Source organism: Streptomyces sp. NPDC046866, from assembly GCF_040704625.1.
In the GTDB taxonomy this organism is placed as follows: Bacteria; Actinomycetota; Actinomycetes; order Streptomycetales; family Streptomycetaceae; genus Streptomyces.
In genome coordinates this window covers 41,576-62,232 of the sequence record NZ_JBEYXN010000023.1, presented here as the reverse complement: position 1 = coordinate 62,232, position 20,657 = coordinate 41,576, and the positions used below count along the sequence as shown (strand labels likewise).

Here is a 20,657-nt window from a genome sequence, read left to right as displayed (position 1 = left end):
CCTTGACATCTCGCCCCTGTGTGAAGCCCTCCTCGAGGGCTACGCCGAACGGCAGGATCACCCTGGTCGGCTCCTCGGGCGCCATCCGCACCGAGCCCGAACAGAAGGCAGCGGCATGACCACGGCACCTCGGCCGGACCCGCCTCCCGGCCCCGAATCAGTTCCCCAGCCTGCCGCCACGCCCGAAGACCTGCGGGCCGCCTTCGCCCGCCTCTCGCCCTCCCGCCTGCCCGATTTCGACGCGGAGCGCGCCGAGGCGGTTGCCCAGGCCCGGGCCGAGGTGTCCCCGCCCCGCTCCACCGCCTCGTCTCGCACTGGGCCGTGGAGGTCGCGCACGCCCGCACCCCGGGCGGCTGGCCCGCTCTGCGGGAGCTGGAGCGCCGCGCGCAGAGCGCCGACGACGCAGCCCTCCCAGCCGTCCTTACGCAGTTCCGGCCGATCCTCCTCGAGGTCCACGCCGAAGCCGGGTTCACCCGGCAGGGCGACGGCCGATGAGTGACCTCGACTGGACCTGGGAGTACGAACCCGACGAGGCACACGTCGTCACGGGTCTGCTGGTGTCGGTGATCGCCGAGGCCGAGCAGGTGCTGGCGGACCCGCTTGAGCTCGCCGCCATGGGCGTCGAATCCCACCAACATGGGCCGCGGGCCGCCGACGGCGGTATCCGTCGCATTGACCTGCCGGGCGGCGGATGGATGTACGTCCCTCCCATCCCGCGCCGACGCGCCCTGTACGTCGCCGCCGTGATGCCGCCCTCCGCGAGCCGTGCGTCGGCGGCTCGGCGAACAGGTCACGGGGTCATCCCCGCGGGTGCGGGGAGCAGAGCGCCCGTCAGGTGGCGGGCATGTGATCCAGGGGGTCATCCCCGCGGGTGCAGGGAGCAGCTGGATCCGCTCGTAGTGGTCGAGGGCCTGTCGGGGTCATCCCCGCGGGTGCGGGGAGCAGCAGCGGATGGCCCAATCGGGGCAGTTCGCGCAGGGGTCATCCCCGCGGGTGCGGGGAGCAGCCCAGGCCGGGGTCACCGCTCGACACGGCGTCGGGGTCATCCCCGCGGGTGCGGGGAGCAGATCTGATGACCAGCCGGCCATCCGGCCGACGCAGGGGTCATCCCCGCGGGGTGCGGGGAGCAGGGCCTGGGCCTGCATCAGGTGGTGCTTGAGCTGGGGTCATCCCCGCGGGTGCGGGGAGCAGAGCTCCTCGGGCGAGGTCACCATCGGCGACATGGGGTCACCCCCGCGGGTGCGGGGAGCAGTGCTTGGTCTCGTCCTGTGCCTGCTCGACGGCGAGGTCATCCCCGCGGGTGCGGGGAGCAGCTGAATCCGGTTCTCCGCGATGGTCACCGACCCGGGGTCATCCCCGCGGGTGCGGGGAGCAGAGCTGCAAGAGCACACTTAAAGCATCCGGCCTGGGGTCATCCCCGCGGGTGCGGGGAGCAGTGCAGTCCGGAGAAGGAGATCTCCTTGCCGTTGGGGTCATCCCCGCGGGTGCGGGGAGCAGGGTCGACCGCAAGTTCACGCAGAGGGACATGCAGGGGTCATCCCCGCGGGTGCGGGGAGCAGGTCCGACTGGAAGACCGACCCCCGCGGGCCCGGGGGTCATCCCCGCGGGTGCGGGGAGCAGGCTGGTCAGCGCCTCACGGCGAGCCTGCTGACGGGGTCATCCCCGCGGGTGCGGGGAGCAGCCGACCGTGTCGGGGATGTCGATGGCAGCCGGGGGGTCATCCCCGCGGGTGCGGGGAGCAGCGCAGAGCCTGGGCCATCTCGCGAAGGACCTTAGGGTCATCCCCGCGGGTGCGGGGAGCAGAGCTGCTGCTGAATCAGTCCGCGGACCGCGTCGGGGTCATCCCCGCGGGTGCGGGGAGCAGCACCTCGCCAGCGGTCACCTTCTGGCGCCAGTAGCCCGGGGGGTCATCCCCGCGGGTGCGGGGAGCAGACTTCGTGAGCTGCGACTTTAGCTCGACCGAAGCCAGCTTTTCACCACTTCCACAGAATCCGGCAAAGCGCCTAAAAGAACCAGACCATGCCCAGTAATGCCTACGAAGGCTGGTCTGGAAGAGTCGCCCGACTCGTCGAACCAGCGAACGGCACCCCGCCACAACGTCGGGCGAGGTCCCCGCCGGGGGCCAGCGAGTGCTGTGACCGGGAAGCTTCGCCGGGTTGCTCCTTGTGCTCATCGGGGTGTGGAGTGTTCAACTGGCATAGCGTTACGTGTCAGGGTTCGCGGGCTGTCCGAGGAGGAAGGGTAGAAGCAGGAGAAGTGCGGCGAGTGCTCTCCGACTGACCGTCCTGTGCGGTGCTCCGCGCGGCACTTGCCAGCACGGGGTAGTGCCGTTCCCGGACCCCGTACGTTGCTGCCAGCCAGCAGGTAAGCCCTCCGTCAGCCCAATCCGCACTGGCTTGCGGCAGCTGCCCGCCCGAGGCGCCTCGAGTCGACGTCTGGCAGGCCATCGGCATGCTTCCCGAAGCCGCTGCCGACACCCGCCGCGCGGGACCGCGTCATTGACCTCGCCCGCAACGAACGCCGCCCCACGCAGCGTCGATGCCGGCCTCCTCTATAGCCCGGCCGCCCTGGCACGCGAGCACCCGGCCGAACCGATCGGCATCCCACGAACCCGCCACCGCAGCGACCTGCTCAAGGGGAGGGCCACCCGCCAGCCGCCCTCGTACCTCCGGAGAGAGCGGACACGGTCACACCGCCCAATCCAACTCCCCGACCCGCGGCGTGAGCGATATAGTGGAGACCATCAAGTTACTCAGGCGCGGAAGGCCCTCCACCCATGGTGGAGGGCCTTCTGTCATGTGCGGTCCCGCCGCGGTCAGGCGACCTGCAGCTTCGGCCGCCCCGTCGGGGCCGGCGGCGCCTGGTGGTACGTCGGCAGCTTCAGGTTCGGCAGCTCTCCCGCCTGGATACGCACGAGGGCCGCCCGGAATGCCGCTTCCATGGCCTCCGGGGTCTCGTACTTGGCCGCCAGCGGGTGGAGCCGGTACGAGTTGCCGTTGCGTTCTTCGCTGCGCGGCCGGAGCACGATATTCAGGTCGCACAGCGGCGCCATGAGCCCGCTGACGGCCTGCGGCGTGACCCCGTACTCGGCTGCCATGTCCTTCTGGCGGACGGGCAGCACTCCCCCGAAGTCGCTGCGGGCGACCAGGTACTGGAGGAACTTCACGGCGGACCCCGACAGCGGCAGGGCCCAGATGCGCTCCGCGACGATCGGAGACATGACGTTAGCCAAGGGACAGCCTTCCTCGTGAACGTGGGCGGGCGCCCGCGCAGGGGCCTGGCAGCACTATCACCCGGTACGCCTCCTTCCGCGATACGTCTCTTCCACCTCGAAGCCGAAACCGAGGTCCAGCTCCTCCTGATGGGCGCCTTCCGGCCCTACCGCGTACGGGAACGCCGAGGTGTCGTGGTCGTGCCGGTCGGCGATCTCGGCGAGCACCTCGTGCTGGGCCGTGCTGTTGCCGTGGAACCACAGGCGCACGTTGATCTGGATCCGGCCGTTGCCGGCCTTCTCCACCCAGTTGTAACCGCACAGCGCCTGCACAGCCCGGTTGACCGTGGAGCGGGTGATCATCTTGCCGCCCTTCTGTGCGGCAATCTTGTTCAGCCCGTCGGTGATCTCCTGCTGCGTGTACTGGGTGATGCCGGTCCCCGGCACCTGTCCTCCGGCCACGAACAGGAACACGCACAGCTGGGACTTGGTGATGCTGTTCGCAACGGCCAGCTGTGCGAGGAGCTGCGTGAACCAGTTGCTGGCCAAGCTGTAGCCGGCGCCTCCGGCCATGTCGTGGACGGCCTTGGGGTCGGCTGCGTACTCGAAGTGGACCCCCTTGAGCCGACGACGGCCCCCGGGGTCGGTGGCCTGCGCCACTGTCTCTCCGAGCTGCTGGCCGAGGACGGCCAGGATGTCTCCGTACGCGGCTTCGTCCCCCGCAGCGGTAGGAGCGGGGATAGGCCGGGGCCCGCGCTGTCGACGACGAGCGGGCGGATCAGATGTCACAGGACCTCCTTGTTACTCAGGCGGTCCGAGACTATCCAAAAAATCAACGTGTGCTTGTCTTTTGACGCGGCGGCGCGCCGAAAGGTGCTCAGGAGCCGCGGCCCGTTCGACCGGCGCCTCAAAAGTACACACCACATGAAGTTATCTGGCCGACAGGAGCCGAAAGTACACGGGTGCTTGAGTTCGGTTGTCGTGATGGCGGCACATCTCAAGGGGGTTCAGGACGTCCACCCCGCCTTGGCGCCCGACCTGCCCAACTCGCTGACCTGCGACAACCTGAAGCCGCCTAGCTCGCGAAAAAAGTCAACGCCTGCTTGATTTTTCGGCGAAATGTGCTCTCCAGGTACACATTTCAGAGGCCCAAATGTGTCCTGGGGGACACATCCCCTCTCGCAAACACGCAGGTCGCAGGCCTGTAGCGGCGCCGTCCTCTTATTAAAGAGCAACCTGACCGACGGGAGGAGGCCCAACGCTCCAGCAACGACTCCCGCCGCCTTGCCACCTAGTCGGTGCCCGGATCCCAACCCCCGCCACATCAGCCGACACACCCTCACCACGGTGAACCGGCTGTCGGCATGTCCCCTTCCTCTGCTCACTGGGGACCTGAGGCCGAGGGGCCTGTTGCTACGTCACCTTCGCCGCCCGCCGCCTCAGGGTCTTGTGCCCGCACCACCGAAAGTGAGCCCCGACGGTGGGTCCGATGGCATGACCAGGGTCAGTGGCCACCTGCACCACCCACTCACACCAGCCACGCTTCCACTCTTCAAAGCGAGTACAACCCGCAGTCGCCAACGGTGCCCTGCCACCCCGGCGGGGCACCGCAAGCCCGCCAGGGCTGAGGAGCTACCGACCCTGCGCGATGGCGCGTTGCTCAAACGGCAAGAACCCCTTGGACCAATGTGCAAACGCGGGGCACGACCCGGCTGTGGAGGAGATTCCGCGTCTTCCCTCTCGACTGCACCTCAGGCCATGCCGGCCAGCAACTGTGTCCGCGGGTTGACGAGGTGACAGACCAAACGCGTAGGCGGAAGAACCGGGCTTATTGCCTAGAGCAGACAAAAACCGGCGCCCGTAATGGCGCCTGGAAGGGCCGATCTCCAGACTCCCGGTGGGATGTGGTCATCTCACACCCGCCAAAGCGCCAGAGAGGCGTACAGGGCTTCGGGATGGGTCTGGCAGGTGTTCAAAGCCGACTGGAGTCACCCGACTGGATCAATGAGACTGAGCGTTTCACTTGGCGAGTGAGCCGTCGACTTGGCGGGGCTGTGCGCTTGAGTTGGCGGGCAAGGTAGCGGGCCGACCTCTCACCTGCGGGGTCGCGGAAACCGGTACGCGAGGCCGGTGCGGCGGGCTGTGCTGGGGGCATGGAGGTATCGGTCCCTGCATCGGAGGCCGGGTCCCGGCCCGTGTGGTCGCACAGCTGCACTCTGGACGATCTCGTCGCGCCCTACAGCATCGCCCCGCGTGCCTTCGGGCGGCTGGACGGCGCAGCAGAAGGCCGAGCGGGCCCGTGAACTGGCACGCCCGGGCTGCCGCAGTCGACCGGCCTCCAGCCCCGCTGACTATGCTTCCCCCACCGGCCCGGCCAGCCGAGCTGGCCGCCACCACCCAGCGCGCCATCACCGACGACCGGCAGCGGCGCCGGAAAGCCGCCGTTACCCAACCGCCGACGCCGCCGCCCCTGCTGGGTGAGGCCCTGCGGGCCCGCAACTTGTTCCTGCTACCGGACGAGGACGACAACCAGTCCGACACCCCGGAGCCCGCATGACCGCCCCGGAGGAAGGCGGATCTGTGCCTTTCCTCCTGCCGGGTTCACCGCCGATGCGGGACACGGTGGCCGGCTGGGATCACTGGCGCGTCACCCGGCACCACTTCGTGCCGGCACCGCGGCTGAGTCTGGCCGAGTGGCGGCGGCTGAGCCCGCGCAAGAGAACGTTGCAGGACCTGCACCGTGCGCGGCCACGCACGCCAACCTTCCCCTGCTGCAGACGCCGACGAGCTCCTCGCCCCCGGCCGGCCTCCCGGGGAAGCCTCCCGGTACTTCACCGATCTCAGGGGGCGTCGGCCCGGCTGAGCTGGAACCAGGTGCAGACGCCCCCTGCCACGCGCTCAGGAGCACCTCTGGGCCCCACCGCAGTCGTCCCCCAACCCGCCGGCCCCAAGGAATCCCCACATCAACGCCACCCGATGGATCCGCTCCTACTACGACGAGCTCGACACCTGGTCCTACTTCGAACTCGACAACGAAAGCTGGGCACTGCGTCACGTCGACCTGCAAGGCCCCACCCTGCAGCCCGTCACCGCAGCCGCCCTGAGCGAGGTCCTGGACATCCGCGACCAGCGTGACCAGACGGCGATGGTCGACTACGAGCGCAAGTACGGCATCCTTGCCGAAGGCAGCCTGGACGGCTGGCAGGACACCCGGTCCGCCACCGAAATCCCAGCGGCCGAGTTCGAACGCATCTGGGCCTCAGCCCGCGAGGCCCTCGCACGTGATGGCGGATAACCCCGCACCCCACGGCCCCATCCAGGACACATCACGCTGAGCGCTTCAGTTGGCACCCGCACACTTGGTGAGCCGGGTCGGAGGAAAAGCAGGTGCCGACTCACGGGTCGGGCGGGCAGCATGCCTGCATGTCTACCGAAGTCAGCGGGATGATCGAGTGTCGGCCAGGTGCCCGCTTCTGGGGCCCCGACGACGAGGACTCCGTGTGGCACGCCGCCATCGACCTCTTTCTACTCAACAACGGCAACGCCTACGACGCCCTCGCCTGCCTCTTCGGTATCCGGAACGACTTCGGATTCCGCCCTCTGGCCGAAAGCCGCGGCTTTCCGAGCGACGCGTCCGGGGGGCTCCAGACCGAGTACGCCGCGTGCGGTGGATCTCCTGACACCCACGGCACGACATGGATCACGTGGGCCGAGCTCGCCTCCACCGACTGGCAGGAAACAGACAGTTCCGGCACGCGAAGCCGAGAATCGGTCGCCGGAGACGGAAGCGACTGGGGGCCGGTCTGGAGCGTGATGCGGACACTCAGCGAAGTCCATGGAGCGGACCATGTGCGACTCGTTGCCTGGTTCCACTGACATCGACGCCACGGCGAAGCACCGCTTTCCGGACGGGAGACAGGCGTGACCAAACGCGACGTCATACTCAACGAACTTGCCCAGGGGCTTCGCCCGATGTCGCAGGGCATCGAATGGTTCGACGCACTCGGCCCAGAGGAGCAGTCCGAGGCCCTGCTGTTTCTGCGCCACCACTGTGTCCAGGCACGCGCCGTCGCCGAGGACGGACCGGAGGGCATCCGCCGTGCCGGCCTGCGCCCGACGCACACGCCAGCGGTGCTGATCACACGTGGTCGGATCAACGATCAACTGGGGAAGATCGCCTCCCTCACTCCCCGCGACGAACGCCGAAAGGCGTTCCGACTGCTGGTCGCGATGCTCGCGATCGCCGACGAACGACGCCGCGAACGCTCCTGCTCGAACGGGTGCGGTCACTGGTGGCACAGGCTGTCCGCCGCTGACTGATCCCTCCGTCGGCATCAGCGTCCGGCCGGGCTCCCGTAACAGGCGCGTGCGTAGCCCGACGGACCGGCAGCAGCATTGAGTCACTACTGCGGCAGCTCGGCCAATTCACGTGAAGGTCACATGCATCCCGCCCTCGGTCAGGACTTCGATCACCAGGGCGACCAGGTCATACTGCTCACCCTCCGGCGCCAGGACGCGGGACAGGTGCTCGCGCGCAGTCGCAGCGTCCCGCCAGACCAAGGTCGCGGGGGCGGTGTAACCGAAGTTGCCGCGCAGACAGTCCACGAAGGCGTCCAAGCAGCCACCGAAGTAGCCGCCCGGCCCGTTGACGGCCTCGCCGAGTGCGAGGTAGAGGCCCGGTTCATCCGTGATGTGCTGGCCGTCCAGCTCGTACGCGTGTCCGGCCTGCCGGTCCTGGTGCTTGAGCCGGCAGCCCCGCTCCCGGACGAGATCGAGCCAGGCCCCACGCTGGCGCGTATCGAGCGCAGCCCAGGCGCCAGGGGCGTCCGGCGGGCCGGCAAGCCAGCGCTCCCAGACGGGCCGGGCATATCCCGGTACGGGTGCGAGGTATCCGTCGAGTTCCAGATCAATCAAGTCCGTCCCGCGGGAGGACGGCTGCCACGTACGGACTTTGGGTCGCAGCAGCCGGTCGGTGAGCGGTTCGCCCCGGTCGTCCCGTATCTCCAGCCAGACCTCCTCCAGGTCCAGCGTGCGCCGGGTGCCCGTAGCCAGTGCCCGCCGTAGCCGATCACTCGGGGCGAGCCCCCGCAGGACGAGCGGAGGTTCTACTTGCTCGTGCGGCAGGACGCGGGCGAATTCCCTACACGAGCCCAGCCACCGGTACCCGTCGTGCAATCGGACAGGAGCCCGGTGTCCCTCGGGCGGGCCCTTGTAGTCGTCCAGACCGGTGAGCACGAGGCCGTCCGTTCCCGGGTACTGTCCGAGGCTCTCCGCGTCCTCCAGCAGCCAGGCATCGAGCGTCCTGTCCTCCGGCACCAGCCACACCCGGCTGCCGACCCAGCCGCGCACCTCGGCTCCATCCGGAACCCAGCCGAACAGTTCGTACGTCCCGCGCAGGGGTTCCCGGAACAACCCCTCCGCCTCGTCGCAGACGCCCCAGACATGGCTGCTTCCTGCGTCCGTCAGCGAGTACCGTCCCTGCCCGCGTTGATACCCGTCTGCATGCACGGTGGGAATCATGCACAGACCAGGTGTCGTGGGTGAAGCTCTTTTCGTGGTCTGTGAGAGCGACTCAAGGTTGAGCGCTCGGTCTGGCGGATGGCGCCAACTGAAACGCTCCTTACCTTGTTGGCGGGTTGATTCCGGTCCTTCGTACGATCGGGAGACCCAGGGGCCTGGGTGTGGCTACGAGCGCTCATGCCGTAGGTGTGGCTTTGACTGATTGGCCGCCCAGTGCCCCGCGACGACACGGCCACTCATTGGGATGAGCGAACAGAGATCGCTTCGTAAGGACACGTCGGCGTGGTCGTCTGCAGGGACCAGTCAACCGATCGACGAGGGAGGCTCGGGTGCCCGAGCTTTGGGCGGGGACGGATGCCGGCAAGGCCGCGCATCACTGCACGGTGATCGACGCGGACGGGACGAAGGTGCTCTCGCGCCGGGTTCCCAACAATGAGGCCGAGCTCCTGGAGCTGATCGGCGATGTGCTGGCACTGGCTGAGGACTGCCCTGTGACCTGGGCCATCGATCTGAACGCTGGCGGGGGTGCTCTGCTGATAGCCCTCCTGACCAGCCATGGTCAGCGGCTGCTCTACATTCCTGGCCGAACCGTCCACCACGCTTCCCGTGGCTACCGCGGGGACGGTAAGATGGACGCGAAGGACGCCTACGTCATTGCCGACCAGGCACGGATGCGCCGGGACCTGCAGCCTCTGCAGGAGTCGGACGAGATCGCGGTGGACCTGAAGATCCTGACCGCCCGCCGCTACGACTTGGCCGCCGACCGCACTCGCGCCATCAACCGGATGCGGGCCCAGCTGCTGGAGTACTTCCCGGCACTGGAGCGAGCCTTCGACTACGCCGCGTCCAAAGCCGCACTGATCCTATTGACCGGCTACCAGACCCCGGCTGGCCTGCGCCGGGTCGGCCCGAGCCGGCTCGCGAGCTGGCTGATGAACCGCAAAGTGCGTGGCGCCCAGGCGGTGGCCGATGCGGCTGTCGCTGCAGCGCAGGCCCAGCACACCGCCGTGGCCGGGGAGAGCACGGCCGCCGCCGTGGTGAACACCCTGGCCCGATCCGTTCTGGCTCTGGACGAAGAGATCACCGCCGTGGATGCAAGGATCGCGGCCCGTTTCCGAGAGCACCGGGATGCCGAGGTGATCCTCAGCATGCCTGGCATGGGCCCGTTGCTGGGGGCGGAGTTCATCGCCTGCACCGGCGGGGACATGGACGCCTTCGGGACCGCGGGCCGACTCGCCGGCGTCGCCGGTCTGGCACCTGTCCCACGGGACTCAGGCGCTCAGGCCGGATCAGCGGCAACATGCGCCGGCCACACCGCTACCACCGCCGGCTCCTGCGCGTCTTCTACCTCTCCGCCCAGATCGCGGCCCGCTTCTGCCCCACCTCGAAGGCCTTCTACGACCGCAAACGGGCCGAGGGCAAGAGCCACAAACAGGCGATCCTCGCCCTCGCCCGCCGCCGCCTCGACGTCCTATGGGCCCTCATACGCGATCAGCGAACGTTCGAGACTCAGCCTCCCCTGCGGGGTCTCACCGCGGCCTGAGCCTCAGACTGTGAAGAGCGGCTCGTAGCGGTGTCCCTCCGGCGTGAAGATCAAAACGAAGTCTTCCCCCAGCCGAATGGCTACCTCCCTCAAACGAGCCAGGACCTCGGCTTGGCCCGGAAGATCGAGGCCAAGGGCTGCGGCAGCACGGTTTCTCCGGGCCACGAGGTCCGGCATGTCCTCCAGATACTCGGCCTCAAGCTCGCGACTCTCCTCGCCTGTGAACGCCTGGCAGTCGCGCCACCACGGGACGACCAGCAGAAGCCGCACCAGCTCGTGCAGGCCGATGGCGATCAGCGCCGCACCTCCTTCGGAGTCGGCGTAGAGGATGGGACGTTCCTCGCCGCCTTCACCGCAGAAGAAGTACGTGCCGCCAGCACCGTCGCCGGCGAACCCCTCAAGCGCGGCGCCCGAGGCGAGGTGCACCTCCTCGACATGATCGCCTCGGTCCAGATCGAAGTCACCGGGCCAAGCGAGAAAACGGGCAGCTTCTTCCTTCTCATGGATGGCAGCGATCAACGATTCCATGGGCCGCAGCCTACGGCTCGCTGCTTGACAACCATCATTGGGAATCAGTCACATCAATGCGACTGCCGGACGGCTTCGGATCGGGACGTTCCCCTGCAGGGACGGGGTCGAGGTCCTCCAGGTACGGACCGGGGGCGAGCGGGCAGCCAAAGAGCTGACCCCGAGCCCCGTAAACGGCACTGCCCGGGCCAGCCGACGTATGTTTGCGGGTGCCGCGAGGTCCCGTCCAAGTGCGCAGGCGGGTCGTGCTGCCCCGTAGGGGCATGTCACGCCGTAGTTGCCTGAGCGAACAGGAGACCTTCGCCGTCGGGTGTGCACGGGACGCGGAACTGCCGTCGGCTGAAACCGAGGAAGGCAAGCCAGACGTCTTCCGTGACCATCTCGGCAAGCGGCCGGGATCGGAGTTCGCCCTCGAGCACTCCCACGGCTTCATCGATCGGCGGTCCCCGCCTCACGCTCCCCTCCTCCCCCCACGCAGCCAGGCATCCCACCGCTTATGCCGGAGTGGACGAGGACCAGGGTGTGCACCCTGGTCAGAGTCCATACGGGTAGAGAGCGATCTTCTCGCGCTCGATGAAGAGCTCGACCCAAGTGCCGGCAACGCCGTCGGGCAACGGTTCAGCAAGGTCAAGCAGGATATGCGCGTCATCGAAGTCCAGCACGGCAGCGCCGTCCGTGGTGAGGTTCAGCCGTCCGCGCAGGAAAACGCAGTGCCCGCCAGGTCGGGCTCCCGGTCCGGAGTCGGCAGCCGAGTTTCGCATTCTGCCCCCAGACGATGTCCTCGTCGACCGTCCATTCGACGTGGTACTGGCCCGGCTCCGCGGCTTGGTCACCACACCAGCGGACCGCAGTCCCTCCAAAAGGGGTCCGGACCCTGGGCCAGCCAGGGACTCCAAGGAAACTTTGCGACCTTCACCAGTTCGATCAGCATCACTCGAGCATGGAGCACCCGAGGTACCAGGACGAGACGCGTGCGGCGGAACCGGTCGTCCCTCGTGCTGGACCCGCCCTCCGGGGTGCGAGCCATCGGGCCAGACCGAGGGCATTCCAGGACAACTAGCCGCATCTGCGGCAACATCCGTCCGGCGTGCCTCTTCGCCTTCCCTCTTGGAGGTTAGTAAGGTACCCACATGACCGCTCCATACGATCCGGAAGTCAGGGAAAAGGTAGTCGCGAAGCTGCCCGCGTCCCTGCGGCAGGAACTCAAGGTCCGCGCAGCCCAGTTGGGCGTGGACATCCAGGACGCCGTCACCGACGGCATCCACGCCTGGCGTGCCGACGCCTCCGGGGCGACCCCCGTGGACACCTCCGGCGCCTCCTCCTTCTCCACCTACCTCCCCACCGGTCTCTACGGGGACTTCAAGGAGGACTGCCGGGTGCGGGAGGTCCCGTACAACCAGGGCGTCGCCCAGTCCATCCGGCTGTGGCTCGACACCCATCCCTCCCCCGCCGGCCGACGCCGCCCGGCCAGCGAGGGCGCCCGCCGGATCGTGGTCTGCAACCAGAAGGGCGGCGTCGGCAAGAGCGCCATCAGCAACGGGCTCTCCCAGGCCCTGGCCGAGACCGGCGCCCGCGTCTGCGTCATCGACTTCGACCCCCAGGGCCACCTGACCCGCCACCTCGGCGCGGAGATGCTGGGCATCAAGGAGCCGAGCCTGGCCAAGCACATGCTCGGCGAGATCGAAGGCCGGGTCCGGGACCTGCTGGTCCCCATCGAGCACGGGGCGTTCGCCGGCAGGCTCTTCCTCCTGCCCTCCTGCAAGGACGCCTTCCTCCTGGACGCCCGGCTGGCCACCACCCGCCACGTCCGCACCAAGGAGACTGCCCTCGAGAAGGCCCTGGAAGAACTGGAGAAGGACTTCGACTACATCGTCGTCGACTGCCCTCCCAGCCTCGGCTACACCATGGACACCGCCCTCTACTACGCGCGCACCCGCGAGGGCGAGGCACCGAAGACCTCCGGCATCCTCGTCCCCGTCCAGGCCGAGGACACCTCCGCCGACGCGTACGACATGCTGAGCGAACAGCTCGAGGACCTGGTCGACGACCTGGACATCGAGATCGCCCAGCTGGGCTTCGTCGTCAACCTCTACGACAGCCGCAAGGGCTTCGTGGTGACCTCCTCCCTCAACAGCTGGAAGGAGTTCGGCGACCCGCCGGTCATCGCCGTCATCTCGGACCTGAAGGAGCAGCGCGAAGCGGTACGCATGAAGCTGCCCCTGCTGCACTACGCCCCCGACTGCGAGCAGTCCGAGGCCATGCGCGACATCGCCCGGAGGATCGCGGCATGAGCAAGAGCGACCTCCTCGGCACCGGGTCCTCCTTCAGCAATGCCCGTCGCACCAGCGGCCGCAGCGAGCGGGGCCGTGCGAAAGCCATCGCCCAGGGCGACCTGCCGACGTACGAACTGATCCGTATCCCCCTGGACCAGGTCTCGCCCACCCCCCTCAACCCGCGCCGCAACTTCGGCACGGACGAGGACATGACCCGCTTCGGCGAGGAACTGCGCCAGGCCCAGCTCTCGGCGTGTGTCACGGTCAGCCGCAGCGCCTACCTCGCACTGTGGCCCGACCACGAGTCCCGGATCGGCTCGGCAGACTACGTCCTCATCAACGGCGAGCGCCGTTTCCGCAGCGCGCTGCACGTCGGGCTGGAGGCGCTGGACTTCGTCGTACGCGACGACCTGGCCGGCTCCCGCACCGACTTCATCGACCACCTCCTCGCCGAGAACCTCGAGCGCGAGGACTTCGACGTGATCGAGCGCGCCCGCGGCGTGCAGCAGCTCGTCGACACCTGCGCGGAACAGGGCCGGGAGCACGGGGCGAAGTCCCGGGCTGCGGAGCGGCTGGGTAAGTCGCCGTCGTGGGTCACCAACCAGCTGGTGCTGCTGGAGCTCCCGGAGGAGATCCAGTCCATGCTCAGCTCGGGAGACCTGCCCGAGCGCGACGGGCGCCTCCTGGCGCGCGCGGCCAAGGACCGGCCGGGCGTCGGCGCCGCGGAGCTGCTGGCCTTCCTCAAGGACAGCAAGGAGCAAGAAGCCCAGCTGAAGGCGGCGCAGCGCGAGATACTGCGCAGCGCGGAGCAGGCCGTGCGGGTGTCGGCACCTGCACCGGCACCGGTGCCAGTGCCAGTGCAGGCCGAGGCGAGCCCGGCAGGGGAAGCGGCAGAGCCTGCGGAACAGGAACCCCAACCGGCCCGATTTTTGTCCGCGGACAAAAGTCGGGAGGCTTCGAGCCCGGTGATGCCCATCGTTGAAGCCCCGAACCCGGTGGCTGAGCCGGAGGCCAGCCCGATCCCCGCTCCTGCGCCGATGGCGCCGACGGTCACCGCTGCGCCGGTCCGCGAAGAGCCCGCTGCGGCGGAGCCCGTGGAGGAGCGCGAGCCCGAAGGGGCCATCCCCCCTCAAGCCAGGGCAACGGACATGGCTTCCGTTCCGTGGCAGGACCCGAAGGCCATGTACACAGCAATCTGGGCGAACATGTCGGCCAAGCACCGGGCCGAGCTGACGATGCTCCTGATCGAGAACAACAACCAGCGGAAGTAGCCGCCGCTGTCCCATCTCGAGGGCCCCACCGCACGCGGTGGGGCCCAGACTTTTGTCCGCGGACAAAAGTCTGGAGCCGGAAGGCCGAGGCGATCCGAGCGAAGTGCTATGCGTACGGACCGCCGCGGAAGTACATGCTGCCGTGGTGGCGCGGGCGGTCGCCGCGTTCGTGGGCTGCGTCGGAACGGTCGGCGGGGGCCGACAGCCCGGCGAGAGTACGGAGGGTCGCGAGGCCGGCCAGCACCTCGTCACGGCGTGACGAGGACTTCATCCAGGCCGGCAGCCGGGCGAACATGGCCATCGTCGGGGAGGCGTGACGCTCGCGCAGCCGAGCACCCACGTAGGCGGCTAGGGCATCGACGTGCTCCTCGTCGTAGGCCCACAGAATCCGCCCGGCACAGCGGGTCTGAAGCCAGAGCGGCCGCCTGAAGAAGGGGTCCTCGGTGCCGCCGGGGACCGCGCCCACCAGACCGGCACCCCGCTGCTCGGCCGTCCAGTCGGCAACTGCACCGCATCCGGCGCAGGTGAGACGGCGTGGCTGGAAGAGCAGCTGGCTGAAGTACTTCGGTGCAGAGAGGCCGGGCCGAGGCACGACGACCGCCCGGCCCCCGCACCGCGGGCAGACCACGAGCACCCGCCCGGTGAACCGGACGAGCCACGTGCCGTGGTCGTGGTGGCGGATCGGTGCGGGGGGCGCGGTCTCGGAGCTCACGACGGACACTCTGCCAGGGCTGCACTGGCACCCGCGACCGGGATTTGACGGCATCAGCGGGACCCGGTTGCCAATGACCGTCGACACGTCCAAACGGGACGGCGACAGCAAGCACCCTCGAGGACCCGCACCTGCCCCGGGCCTGGCCGTCGAGCCAACGCAGTCGACGTGGGCAACCACAGCGAACTCAGCGTCCTTGCCTGCCCCGCCGACCCCGGGCACCCGCACCGCTGGAGCATTCAGCAGGGACCGTGGAAGCCCCCGACTTTTGTCCGCGGACAAAAGTCGGGGGCTTCCACGGCGGAGCGCCTCCTCAACCTCGATCCGCGAGATAGGGGTAAGGGATGCCCCAGAGAGCGTCGTACTTGCCAAGGCCTGCCCGGAGTTCGCGGGCGCTCCGAGGGGTCATGCCAACAGCACGCCGTCGAGGAGAGCGCGCCCTTCCAGGGGGTTTCCACAGCAGTACCAGTGCACGCTGCCCCACTCGCATTCATGCCACTGCCGACGCTCGGGGCTGCGCACGTACTGCTTCCACCGGTCCAGGGCGAGGACGATGTCTCCTGGCTCCAGGTAGTTCCGGGTGCCTTCGAGGCGGGCGATCTCTGCCACTGCGCGCGCGGAGAGAACGTCGATGCCCAGCCTCGCAGCCTCTGTCCGACGCTGCCGGGGTGTCCCCGCCGCCTACGCGGCATGGACCTTTCGGATCGTCGTCATGCAGCCCATGCTGCCACGAGCTTGAACGGCAGGGGCAGACTTTTGTCCGCGGACAAAAGTCGGGAGCCCGCGTCCCCGTCGGCCGGCCTGGTGGAGGCTCCTGCTCCGGCAGCTGAGCTGCAGCTCGTCGGTGCTGAACAGGCCCCGCTGGCCCTCTTCGGTGCCTGGACGGGCGCCCCCGCCGGTGCGGATGAGCGGTCATGCGGAGGCATACGATGAGGAGGCTGACCCCGAGGGTGTCATCCCGACGCAGGGCAACGGAGTGGATCGCTCCCGACTTCCGTCACATGGCAGGACCCGCAGGCCGTGTACGGCGCGGTCCGGCAGCACATGACGGCCAAGGCCGCGTGCAGCTGACAATTCTCCTCATCCAGATCAACGGGCGGAACGACGGCACACACACCCCTGTGCTGACTTCAGGCCGCATCGCCGTTCCATCGGCGATGGAGCCGGACTTTTGTCCGCGGACAAAAGTCCGGCCCCGACACAGCTGTCTTCGACAGGGCCCCCTCATTGCCCGGATGCGGTCTTCGATGCCTCAGCCAGGCGCACGAAAGGGGTTCCAGGTCTGGATCCCGATGGCTCAGCCCCACCAGAACTCCCAGACGGGAGCGTCGATGAGTCGTTGTGCGTACGCGGCCAGCGTGTACGGCCTGCGGCCCTGCCAGATGTTGTCCGGGCAGAAGGCGAAGTGCTCGGCGGCGACCAGGAGAGCGTCGTGCTCGTCTGCCGGGGGCGCGGCGACGCTGAGGTGCAGCGTGGAGAACCCGACCGCGACGACGCGGGCTCCGAACCGGCGTTCCCAGTCACGGACGACCGCGGAAAGTTTCGCGGTGTCGTTCTCGTAGTTGCAGGGTCCGCTCCAACCCGAGACCGCAAGCGCCTCCGCACCGGACGCCGCAGGGAACAGCCCCAGACGTGTCTGCGGGCGGCCGGCGAGGAACGCCTGCGCGAACTCGGCGGCGAGCTGGTCGGGATTCGTTGCGACCTCTCGGCTGGGCGCGAGGCCAGGCCAGGTATGTCCGAAGGGGGCGGTGACGGCGAGGCGGCGGTCGGTGTCGAGCATGTCGTCGTCTTCGTCGACAGCCGTGTAGGTCGCCCACCACTGTGCGAGGAGACCGGAAGGGTCATGGTTTGCCGGGGAGGACATCTGCTCAGGGAAGACTTCTCCGGACCCCCATGGACGGAATTCGGCATCGTTCGGATCCAGCGCGTCGAGCAGCAACGGCCACAGGCCGGAGCGCGTGTGCTCGGCATACATCCGCCACCACAGCTCGGCCGTGGCCGGCCCGTCACTGAGCCACAATGCCTGCACGTCTCCGTCGCCTTCGTCGGACATGACCATCCGACCCGCCGGAAGCAGGCCCTCACTCAAGGTCAACGGGGATGCAGAGAGCATGGTGCGGATGCTGGCGCTACGGCCGCGGTGCCTCACTGGGAGGCCTCGGCCACTCGATCGCGGAACTGCTGGAACGCGTGCCAGCCTGCCGTCTGCCCCGGAGTGATCAGGTCTCCTCCGGCACAGTCGAGCGCTTTGCATTGCAGAGCTTGGGCAAGACGGAGGACAGGCGTCAGCACGTCGTCACCGGAACCCCGAATGTGGAGCATGAGGGAGTCAACCGGGTCTTCCGAGCCGATGTTGAGCTCGATGGACCAAGTGAGGCCATGGAGTTCGCCCCACTCGGAGTCCGACAGATCAACTTCAGGAAGGGCCTGAGGGACAGCCGCGAGTATCTCGTGGCGCCGACCGAGTGGGCCGGGGGTGTAGTCGGCGGGGACCTCCCGCAACGAGGTGACGCCGTCGGGCAGGCGGAGGAGAAGCACGTCCCAGCTCATTCAGGGCCTTCCGGATAAGAGTCGCGTAGTGGTTGCATGGGGCAGAACAGGCTGAGCTGATCTCCGGGCGCCTGCGGCAGGAACACCTTCCGCAGGCGGCGGACGTTCGCACGCCAGGGGGCGCCATCCGCTTCCGCCCAAAGATCCATCAGCTCGGACGGCTCGGTCATGACCCGGTCGAGGGCCTGCAGCGCGAGATCGCGCAAGCCGGTGAGATCGGGAAGAGGCTCTTCCGGCCCATAGACCGGATGGGCAGGCTCACCGCCAGGGGACTGCGCGGCGACAAGGGCAGCCGCAGCCACGGCATGATCAGACTCGGGCGCTTCCAGGTAGCCCGCGGTGCCGATCACACGTAGGAGAGCCCCGCGGACGATGCCCTCCCGTTCATCTGCCGCTGCCTCATCGAGGTCCCCGCTGAAGTCCGCTGCGGTGTCGTTGTCGAAGGGGCCGGTGCCCCACGTGCCCATAGTCTCTCCAGATCGACCTTGGTCTTGACCCGGGCATCCTGGCAGAGACCACTGACAGAAGCTGTCGGGTACAGGACATACCGGCGAGCGCCTCACTGAGGATCGGGTGCATGGCGCACGGTTTCCGGGACGCCCTTCATCTCTCGCCCTGCAGCATCTGTCGCCCAAATGCCGAGAAGGGGGAACCGCTCTACTTGTCCTGGCATCCGTCTCGAAGGGGCGCCTGGCTCCGGCGACACGGTGGACACGGCGGGCCATCAGCAGGGAGCTGCGGCGGCTCCGGTCCCATGGGGAGAGGAGAGCGACACCGTCCGGTTTACTCTCGCCACCCTCGTAGCCGTGTGCGACGGAAAAAACCAGCACCTGTCATCCGGACTGGTCGAGCTAAGCCAGAGGGACCGGCCGTGTCGACACCGTGGCTCTCATGTCGGCTCTGCTCAGTGGAGAGCGAGAGCGTATGAAGGCGGATCCGCACCGACTGGGCGCCTGGCCGCCTCGCATCGCCGTGAAGGCCGCCAACCCATACGTCGAGTCTCAAGTCTTGCGCTGTCCGTCCTCCCCGATCTCGTCATGGAAGACGGCAGGCCGACCAGTCCCCCCTCCCGGTGCTGAACTTTTGTCCGCGGACAAAAGTTCAGCACCATCCGGCGCACGCGGGATCGTGCTCCCAGGTGCCGCACGACGATGCTCCGGAAGGCGCGTTCCGCGTGAACAGCCGCGTAACAACTTCAAAGGCAGCCCGCTCTACCCCGCGCGATGCGAGCAATGTCGCCTACAGCGCCCGCGGACTGCAGACGCCCATCGGCTAGCTGTATTGCCCTGTGAGGTTGGGGACGCGGCTGGCGGGGGTTTGCCTGCGAGCGCGGTGGGTCCGCGGGCGGAGTTGGGGCCGGTCTGGCAGGTCCGCAGAGATGCCGAGCTGCTCGACCGGCCGCGCCAGCGGGCCGTGAGTGCGGGAGCGAAGTACAAGCTGGTCTTCGTCGACCGGCTCCCGGCCATGCTGGTCCACCTCCGCCACGGCGTGACACACGACGTCCTGGCCTGCTGGTTTCAAGTCGACCGCGCCACCATCACCCGGGCAGTCGGCGAGGTCAGGCCCTTGCTCGCCTACCGCGGCTGCCGGATCGAGAACGGCCTCAGGCTCCGAACCCTTGCCGATGTCATCGCCCATCTCGGCGCCACCGGTCGGACCGCACTCATGCGAGGCGGCAGGCCGCATGGCGCCAGTTGTTGGCGCCGAGGGCTCCGGAACGGTCGGCCAGCACGTACAGGTGCCGGTCGAAGTCCCGGCCGAGGCCGATGATGCCGGTCTCGTCGTTCACGGTGGAGTCGCCGCCGGCGGGGTCGGTCGCCGGCTGACGCTCGCCAAGCTCCTCGCGCAGTACTGCTCCCCGCACCCGCGGGGATGATCCCCCGTGGTGGCCGGCCCTGTACGGCATCGCGGCCTGCTTCCCGCACCAGCGGGGAGGCCCCCGGGTACCGCCTGCCATGTTGTGGAAAACAAAGTCGCTCCCTGCACCCGCGGGGATGAGCCTATCGGGCACCTGGTCCGCTGCGAGGCCGGGAACCGCCCCCCGGGGGCCCGTCTTGCGGTCTTTAGCCAACCCGTCATCGATCTGCTCCCCGCACCTTGGGGGGGCGATCCGCACTCGTCTATCCCAGCGCCTATGGTCGAGCTGTGCCAGGTGAGGTGGTGGGGCCGCAGGGCACCTCTAGTGGGGGAGGTGTATCGACGGCCATCGGTGATCTCGATTCGAGGCCATGCTGTGGGCGCTGAGGGCACGGCGCGTTCTTCAGTCTATGACTCGCGTGGGCGGCGGGCGTTGGCAAGCTCCGGGCCTGTGTAGTGCCGGGCTTCGACCCACTCGTCTGACCTCAGCCCTGTGACGGTGGCCTGCGCTATTGCCCTACAGGAGGGAAGGTGCGGGGGTAGTCTGCGTCGTGGCGGACGGTTCGCCGCGCCGCCTCACTGCTGGTCCCCGCCTGGCGGGGATGACCCCTGTGCGTGCTGGCTCTGCCGTCGTTCAGCACCTTGCTCCCCGCACTAGCGGGGATGGTTTCAACCTGCAGTCTGCAGAACCTCCAACTGTGCCTGTTGGCTCTATCGAAATCACCAACAACCCCTTTAAGAGGAAAGGGGGTTGATCATCACTTGTGCGGTACGGTCCTCTGCGACGGCGTCACGCGGTGGCCTCGGGCGTCAGCGGACCTGCACATGTGTGCAGGCCAAGCCCGCCCTTGCCCTGATGAAGCTCCGGGCGGGCTCGACCACGAACCACAGAGGGGATCTGCGGATGTCTCACAGGTTACTTGCACTGAACTCACGTGTTGCCGACGGGCAGCAGCCGTATGGATGGCTGTTGCCCGTTGTTGTTGCAGTTCTGATGGGGGGCGCGGGATCACAGTTGCCGGTTGATGCTTGGATCCGTGTCGCTGCCCTCGTTGTCCTGCTGGTGGTCATCGTGCGCGCGTCACTCACACGGGTGAATCCGGCGTAATGGCGAACAGGGCATCAGTAGCGCCCTGATCATGAACGGGCTCCCCTCCGCCCAGACGGGCGACTGCAGGGGAGTCCGCTTTCC

At 68.2% G+C, this 20,657-nt stretch carries 18 protein-coding genes, 2 pseudogenes and 1 CRISPR repeat array; of the genes and pseudogenes, 9 read left to right on the top strand and 11 right to left on the bottom strand.

Annotated elements, in window-relative coordinates; all coding sequences use genetic code 11:
- The first annotated feature begins 321 nt into the window (after nt 1-321).
- Nucleotides 322-495, top strand: coding sequence for a hypothetical protein (locus AB0953_RS27785; protein ID WP_366862305.1), 174 nt, complete (start codon nt 322-324; stop codon nt 493-495).
- Between the two features lie 299 nt (nt 496-794).
- Nucleotides 795-1,932: direct repeats of the CRISPR family, unit length 29 nt; unit sequence GGGGTCATCCCCGCGGGTGCGGGGAGCAG.
- 883 nt (nt 1,933-2,815) lie between these two features.
- Here AB0953_RS27785 and AB0953_RS27780 read toward each other — a convergent pair.
- Nucleotides 2,816-3,220, bottom strand: coding sequence for a hypothetical protein (locus AB0953_RS27780; protein ID WP_366862304.1), 405 nt, complete (start codon nt 3,218-3,220; stop codon nt 2,816-2,818).
- A gap of 69 nt (nt 3,221-3,289) precedes the next feature.
- On the bottom strand, nt 3,290-3,871 hold the full coding sequence (locus AB0953_RS27775; RefSeq protein WP_366862303.1) for a hypothetical protein: 582 nt from the start codon (nt 3,869-3,871) through the stop codon (nt 3,290-3,292).
- Nucleotides 3,872-5,564: 1,693 nt separating this feature from the next.
- Between AB0953_RS27775 and AB0953_RS27770 the strand changes: the two genes are divergently transcribed.
- The 4 genes from AB0953_RS27770 to AB0953_RS27755 all read left to right on the top strand — a co-directional run bounded on the left by AB0953_RS27770 (nt 5,565) and on the right by AB0953_RS27755 (nt 7,531).
- On the top strand, nt 5,565-5,768 hold the full coding sequence (locus AB0953_RS27770; protein ID WP_366862302.1) for a hypothetical protein: 204 nt from the start codon (nt 5,565-5,567) through the stop codon (nt 5,766-5,768).
- A 588-nt stretch (nt 5,769-6,356) separates the two neighbouring features.
- Entirely contained in the window at nt 6,357-6,506 is a 150-nt protein-coding gene (locus AB0953_RS27765; protein WP_366862301.1) for a hypothetical protein, read from the top strand.
- A gap of 128 nt (nt 6,507-6,634) precedes the next feature.
- Nucleotides 6,635-7,087, top strand: coding sequence for a hypothetical protein (locus AB0953_RS27760; RefSeq protein WP_366862300.1), 453 nt, complete (start codon nt 6,635-6,637; stop codon nt 7,085-7,087).
- A gap of 45 nt (nt 7,088-7,132) precedes the next feature.
- Nucleotides 7,133-7,531: a DUF5958 family protein gene (locus tag AB0953_RS27755; RefSeq protein ID WP_366862299.1), complete on the top strand. Its 399-nt coding sequence runs from the start codon at nt 7,133-7,135 to the stop codon at nt 7,529-7,531.
- Between the two features lie 105 nt (nt 7,532-7,636).
- Here the strand turns inward: AB0953_RS27755 and AB0953_RS27750 are convergent, their stop codons facing one another.
- Entirely contained in the window at nt 7,637-8,731 is a 1,095-nt protein-coding gene (locus AB0953_RS27750; protein WP_366862298.1) for a barstar family protein, read from the bottom strand.
- A 329-nt stretch (nt 8,732-9,060) separates the two neighbouring features.
- On the opposite strand from AB0953_RS27750, the pseudogene AB0953_RS27745 reads away from it, so the two are divergent.
- A pseudogene (locus tag AB0953_RS27745) lies at nt 9,061-10,274 on the top strand (IS110 family transposase).
- A gap of 3 nt (nt 10,275-10,277) precedes the next feature.
- On the opposite strand, the gene AB0953_RS27740 reads toward AB0953_RS27745, so the two are convergent.
- Nucleotides 10,278-10,802 carry a hypothetical protein gene (locus AB0953_RS27740; protein WP_366862297.1) on the bottom strand — a complete coding sequence of 175 codons (525 nt, stop codon included), beginning with the start codon at nt 10,800-10,802 and terminating at the stop codon, nt 10,278-10,280.
- A gap of 533 nt (nt 10,803-11,335) precedes the next feature.
- Nucleotides 11,336-11,464 carry a hypothetical protein gene (locus tag AB0953_RS27735; protein ID WP_366862296.1) on the bottom strand — a complete coding sequence of 43 codons (129 nt, stop codon included), beginning with the start codon at nt 11,462-11,464 and terminating at the stop codon, nt 11,336-11,338.
- A gap of 468 nt (nt 11,465-11,932) precedes the next feature.
- Between AB0953_RS27735 and AB0953_RS27730 the strand changes: the two genes are divergently transcribed.
- Both AB0953_RS27730 and AB0953_RS27725 read left to right on the top strand, forming a co-directional pair.
- Nucleotides 11,933-13,093 carry a ParA family protein gene (locus AB0953_RS27730; protein WP_366862295.1) on the top strand — a complete coding sequence of 387 codons (1,161 nt, stop codon included), beginning with the start codon at nt 11,933-11,935 and terminating at the stop codon, nt 13,091-13,093.
- Complete coding sequence (locus AB0953_RS27725; protein WP_366862294.1) at nt 13,090-14,346, top strand: ParB/RepB/Spo0J family partition protein; 1,257 nt, start codon at nt 13,090-13,092, stop codon at nt 14,344-14,346. Before AB0953_RS27730 ends, AB0953_RS27725 begins: the two co-directional genes overlap by 4 nt.
- A 106-nt stretch (nt 14,347-14,452) precedes the next feature.
- Here the strand turns inward: AB0953_RS27725 and AB0953_RS27720 are convergent, their stop codons facing one another.
- From AB0953_RS27720 to AB0953_RS27700, 5 genes are all read right to left on the bottom strand, one after another.
- On the bottom strand, nt 14,453-15,058 hold the full coding sequence (locus tag AB0953_RS27720; protein WP_366862293.1) for a hypothetical protein: 606 nt from the start codon (nt 15,056-15,058) through the stop codon (nt 14,453-14,455).
- A gap of 405 nt (nt 15,059-15,463) precedes the next feature.
- Entirely contained in the window at nt 15,464-15,667 is a 204-nt protein-coding gene (locus tag AB0953_RS27715) for a hypothetical protein (RefSeq protein ID WP_366862292.1), read from the bottom strand.
- 688 nt (nt 15,668-16,355) lie between these two features.
- Nucleotides 16,356-17,171 (bottom strand): DUF4253 domain-containing protein, encoded by an 816-nt coding sequence (locus AB0953_RS27710; RefSeq protein ID WP_366862291.1) that lies wholly within the window; start codon nt 17,169-17,171, stop codon nt 16,356-16,358.
- 32 nt (nt 17,172-17,203) lie between these two features.
- On the bottom strand, nt 17,204-17,608 hold the full coding sequence (locus AB0953_RS27705) for a hypothetical protein (protein WP_366862290.1): 405 nt from the start codon (nt 17,606-17,608) through the stop codon (nt 17,204-17,206).
- Nucleotides 17,605-18,075, bottom strand: a complete 471-nt coding sequence (locus AB0953_RS27700; RefSeq protein WP_366862289.1) for a DUF4259 domain-containing protein — start codon at nt 18,073-18,075, stop codon at nt 17,605-17,607. Before AB0953_RS27700 ends, AB0953_RS27705 begins: the two co-directional genes overlap by 4 nt.
- Before the next feature lie 850 nt (nt 18,076-18,925).
- Here AB0953_RS27700 and AB0953_RS27695 point away from each other — a divergent pair.
- Nucleotides 18,926-19,246: pseudogene (locus AB0953_RS27695) on the top strand (transposase family protein); the annotation flags it as partial.
- Between the two features lie 25 nt (nt 19,247-19,271).
- Here the strand turns inward: AB0953_RS27695 and AB0953_RS27690 are convergent.
- Nucleotides 19,272-19,472, bottom strand: coding sequence for a hypothetical protein (locus AB0953_RS27690; protein ID WP_366862365.1), 201 nt, complete (start codon nt 19,470-19,472; stop codon nt 19,272-19,274).
- Nucleotides 19,473-20,657: the final 1,185 nt, after the last annotated feature.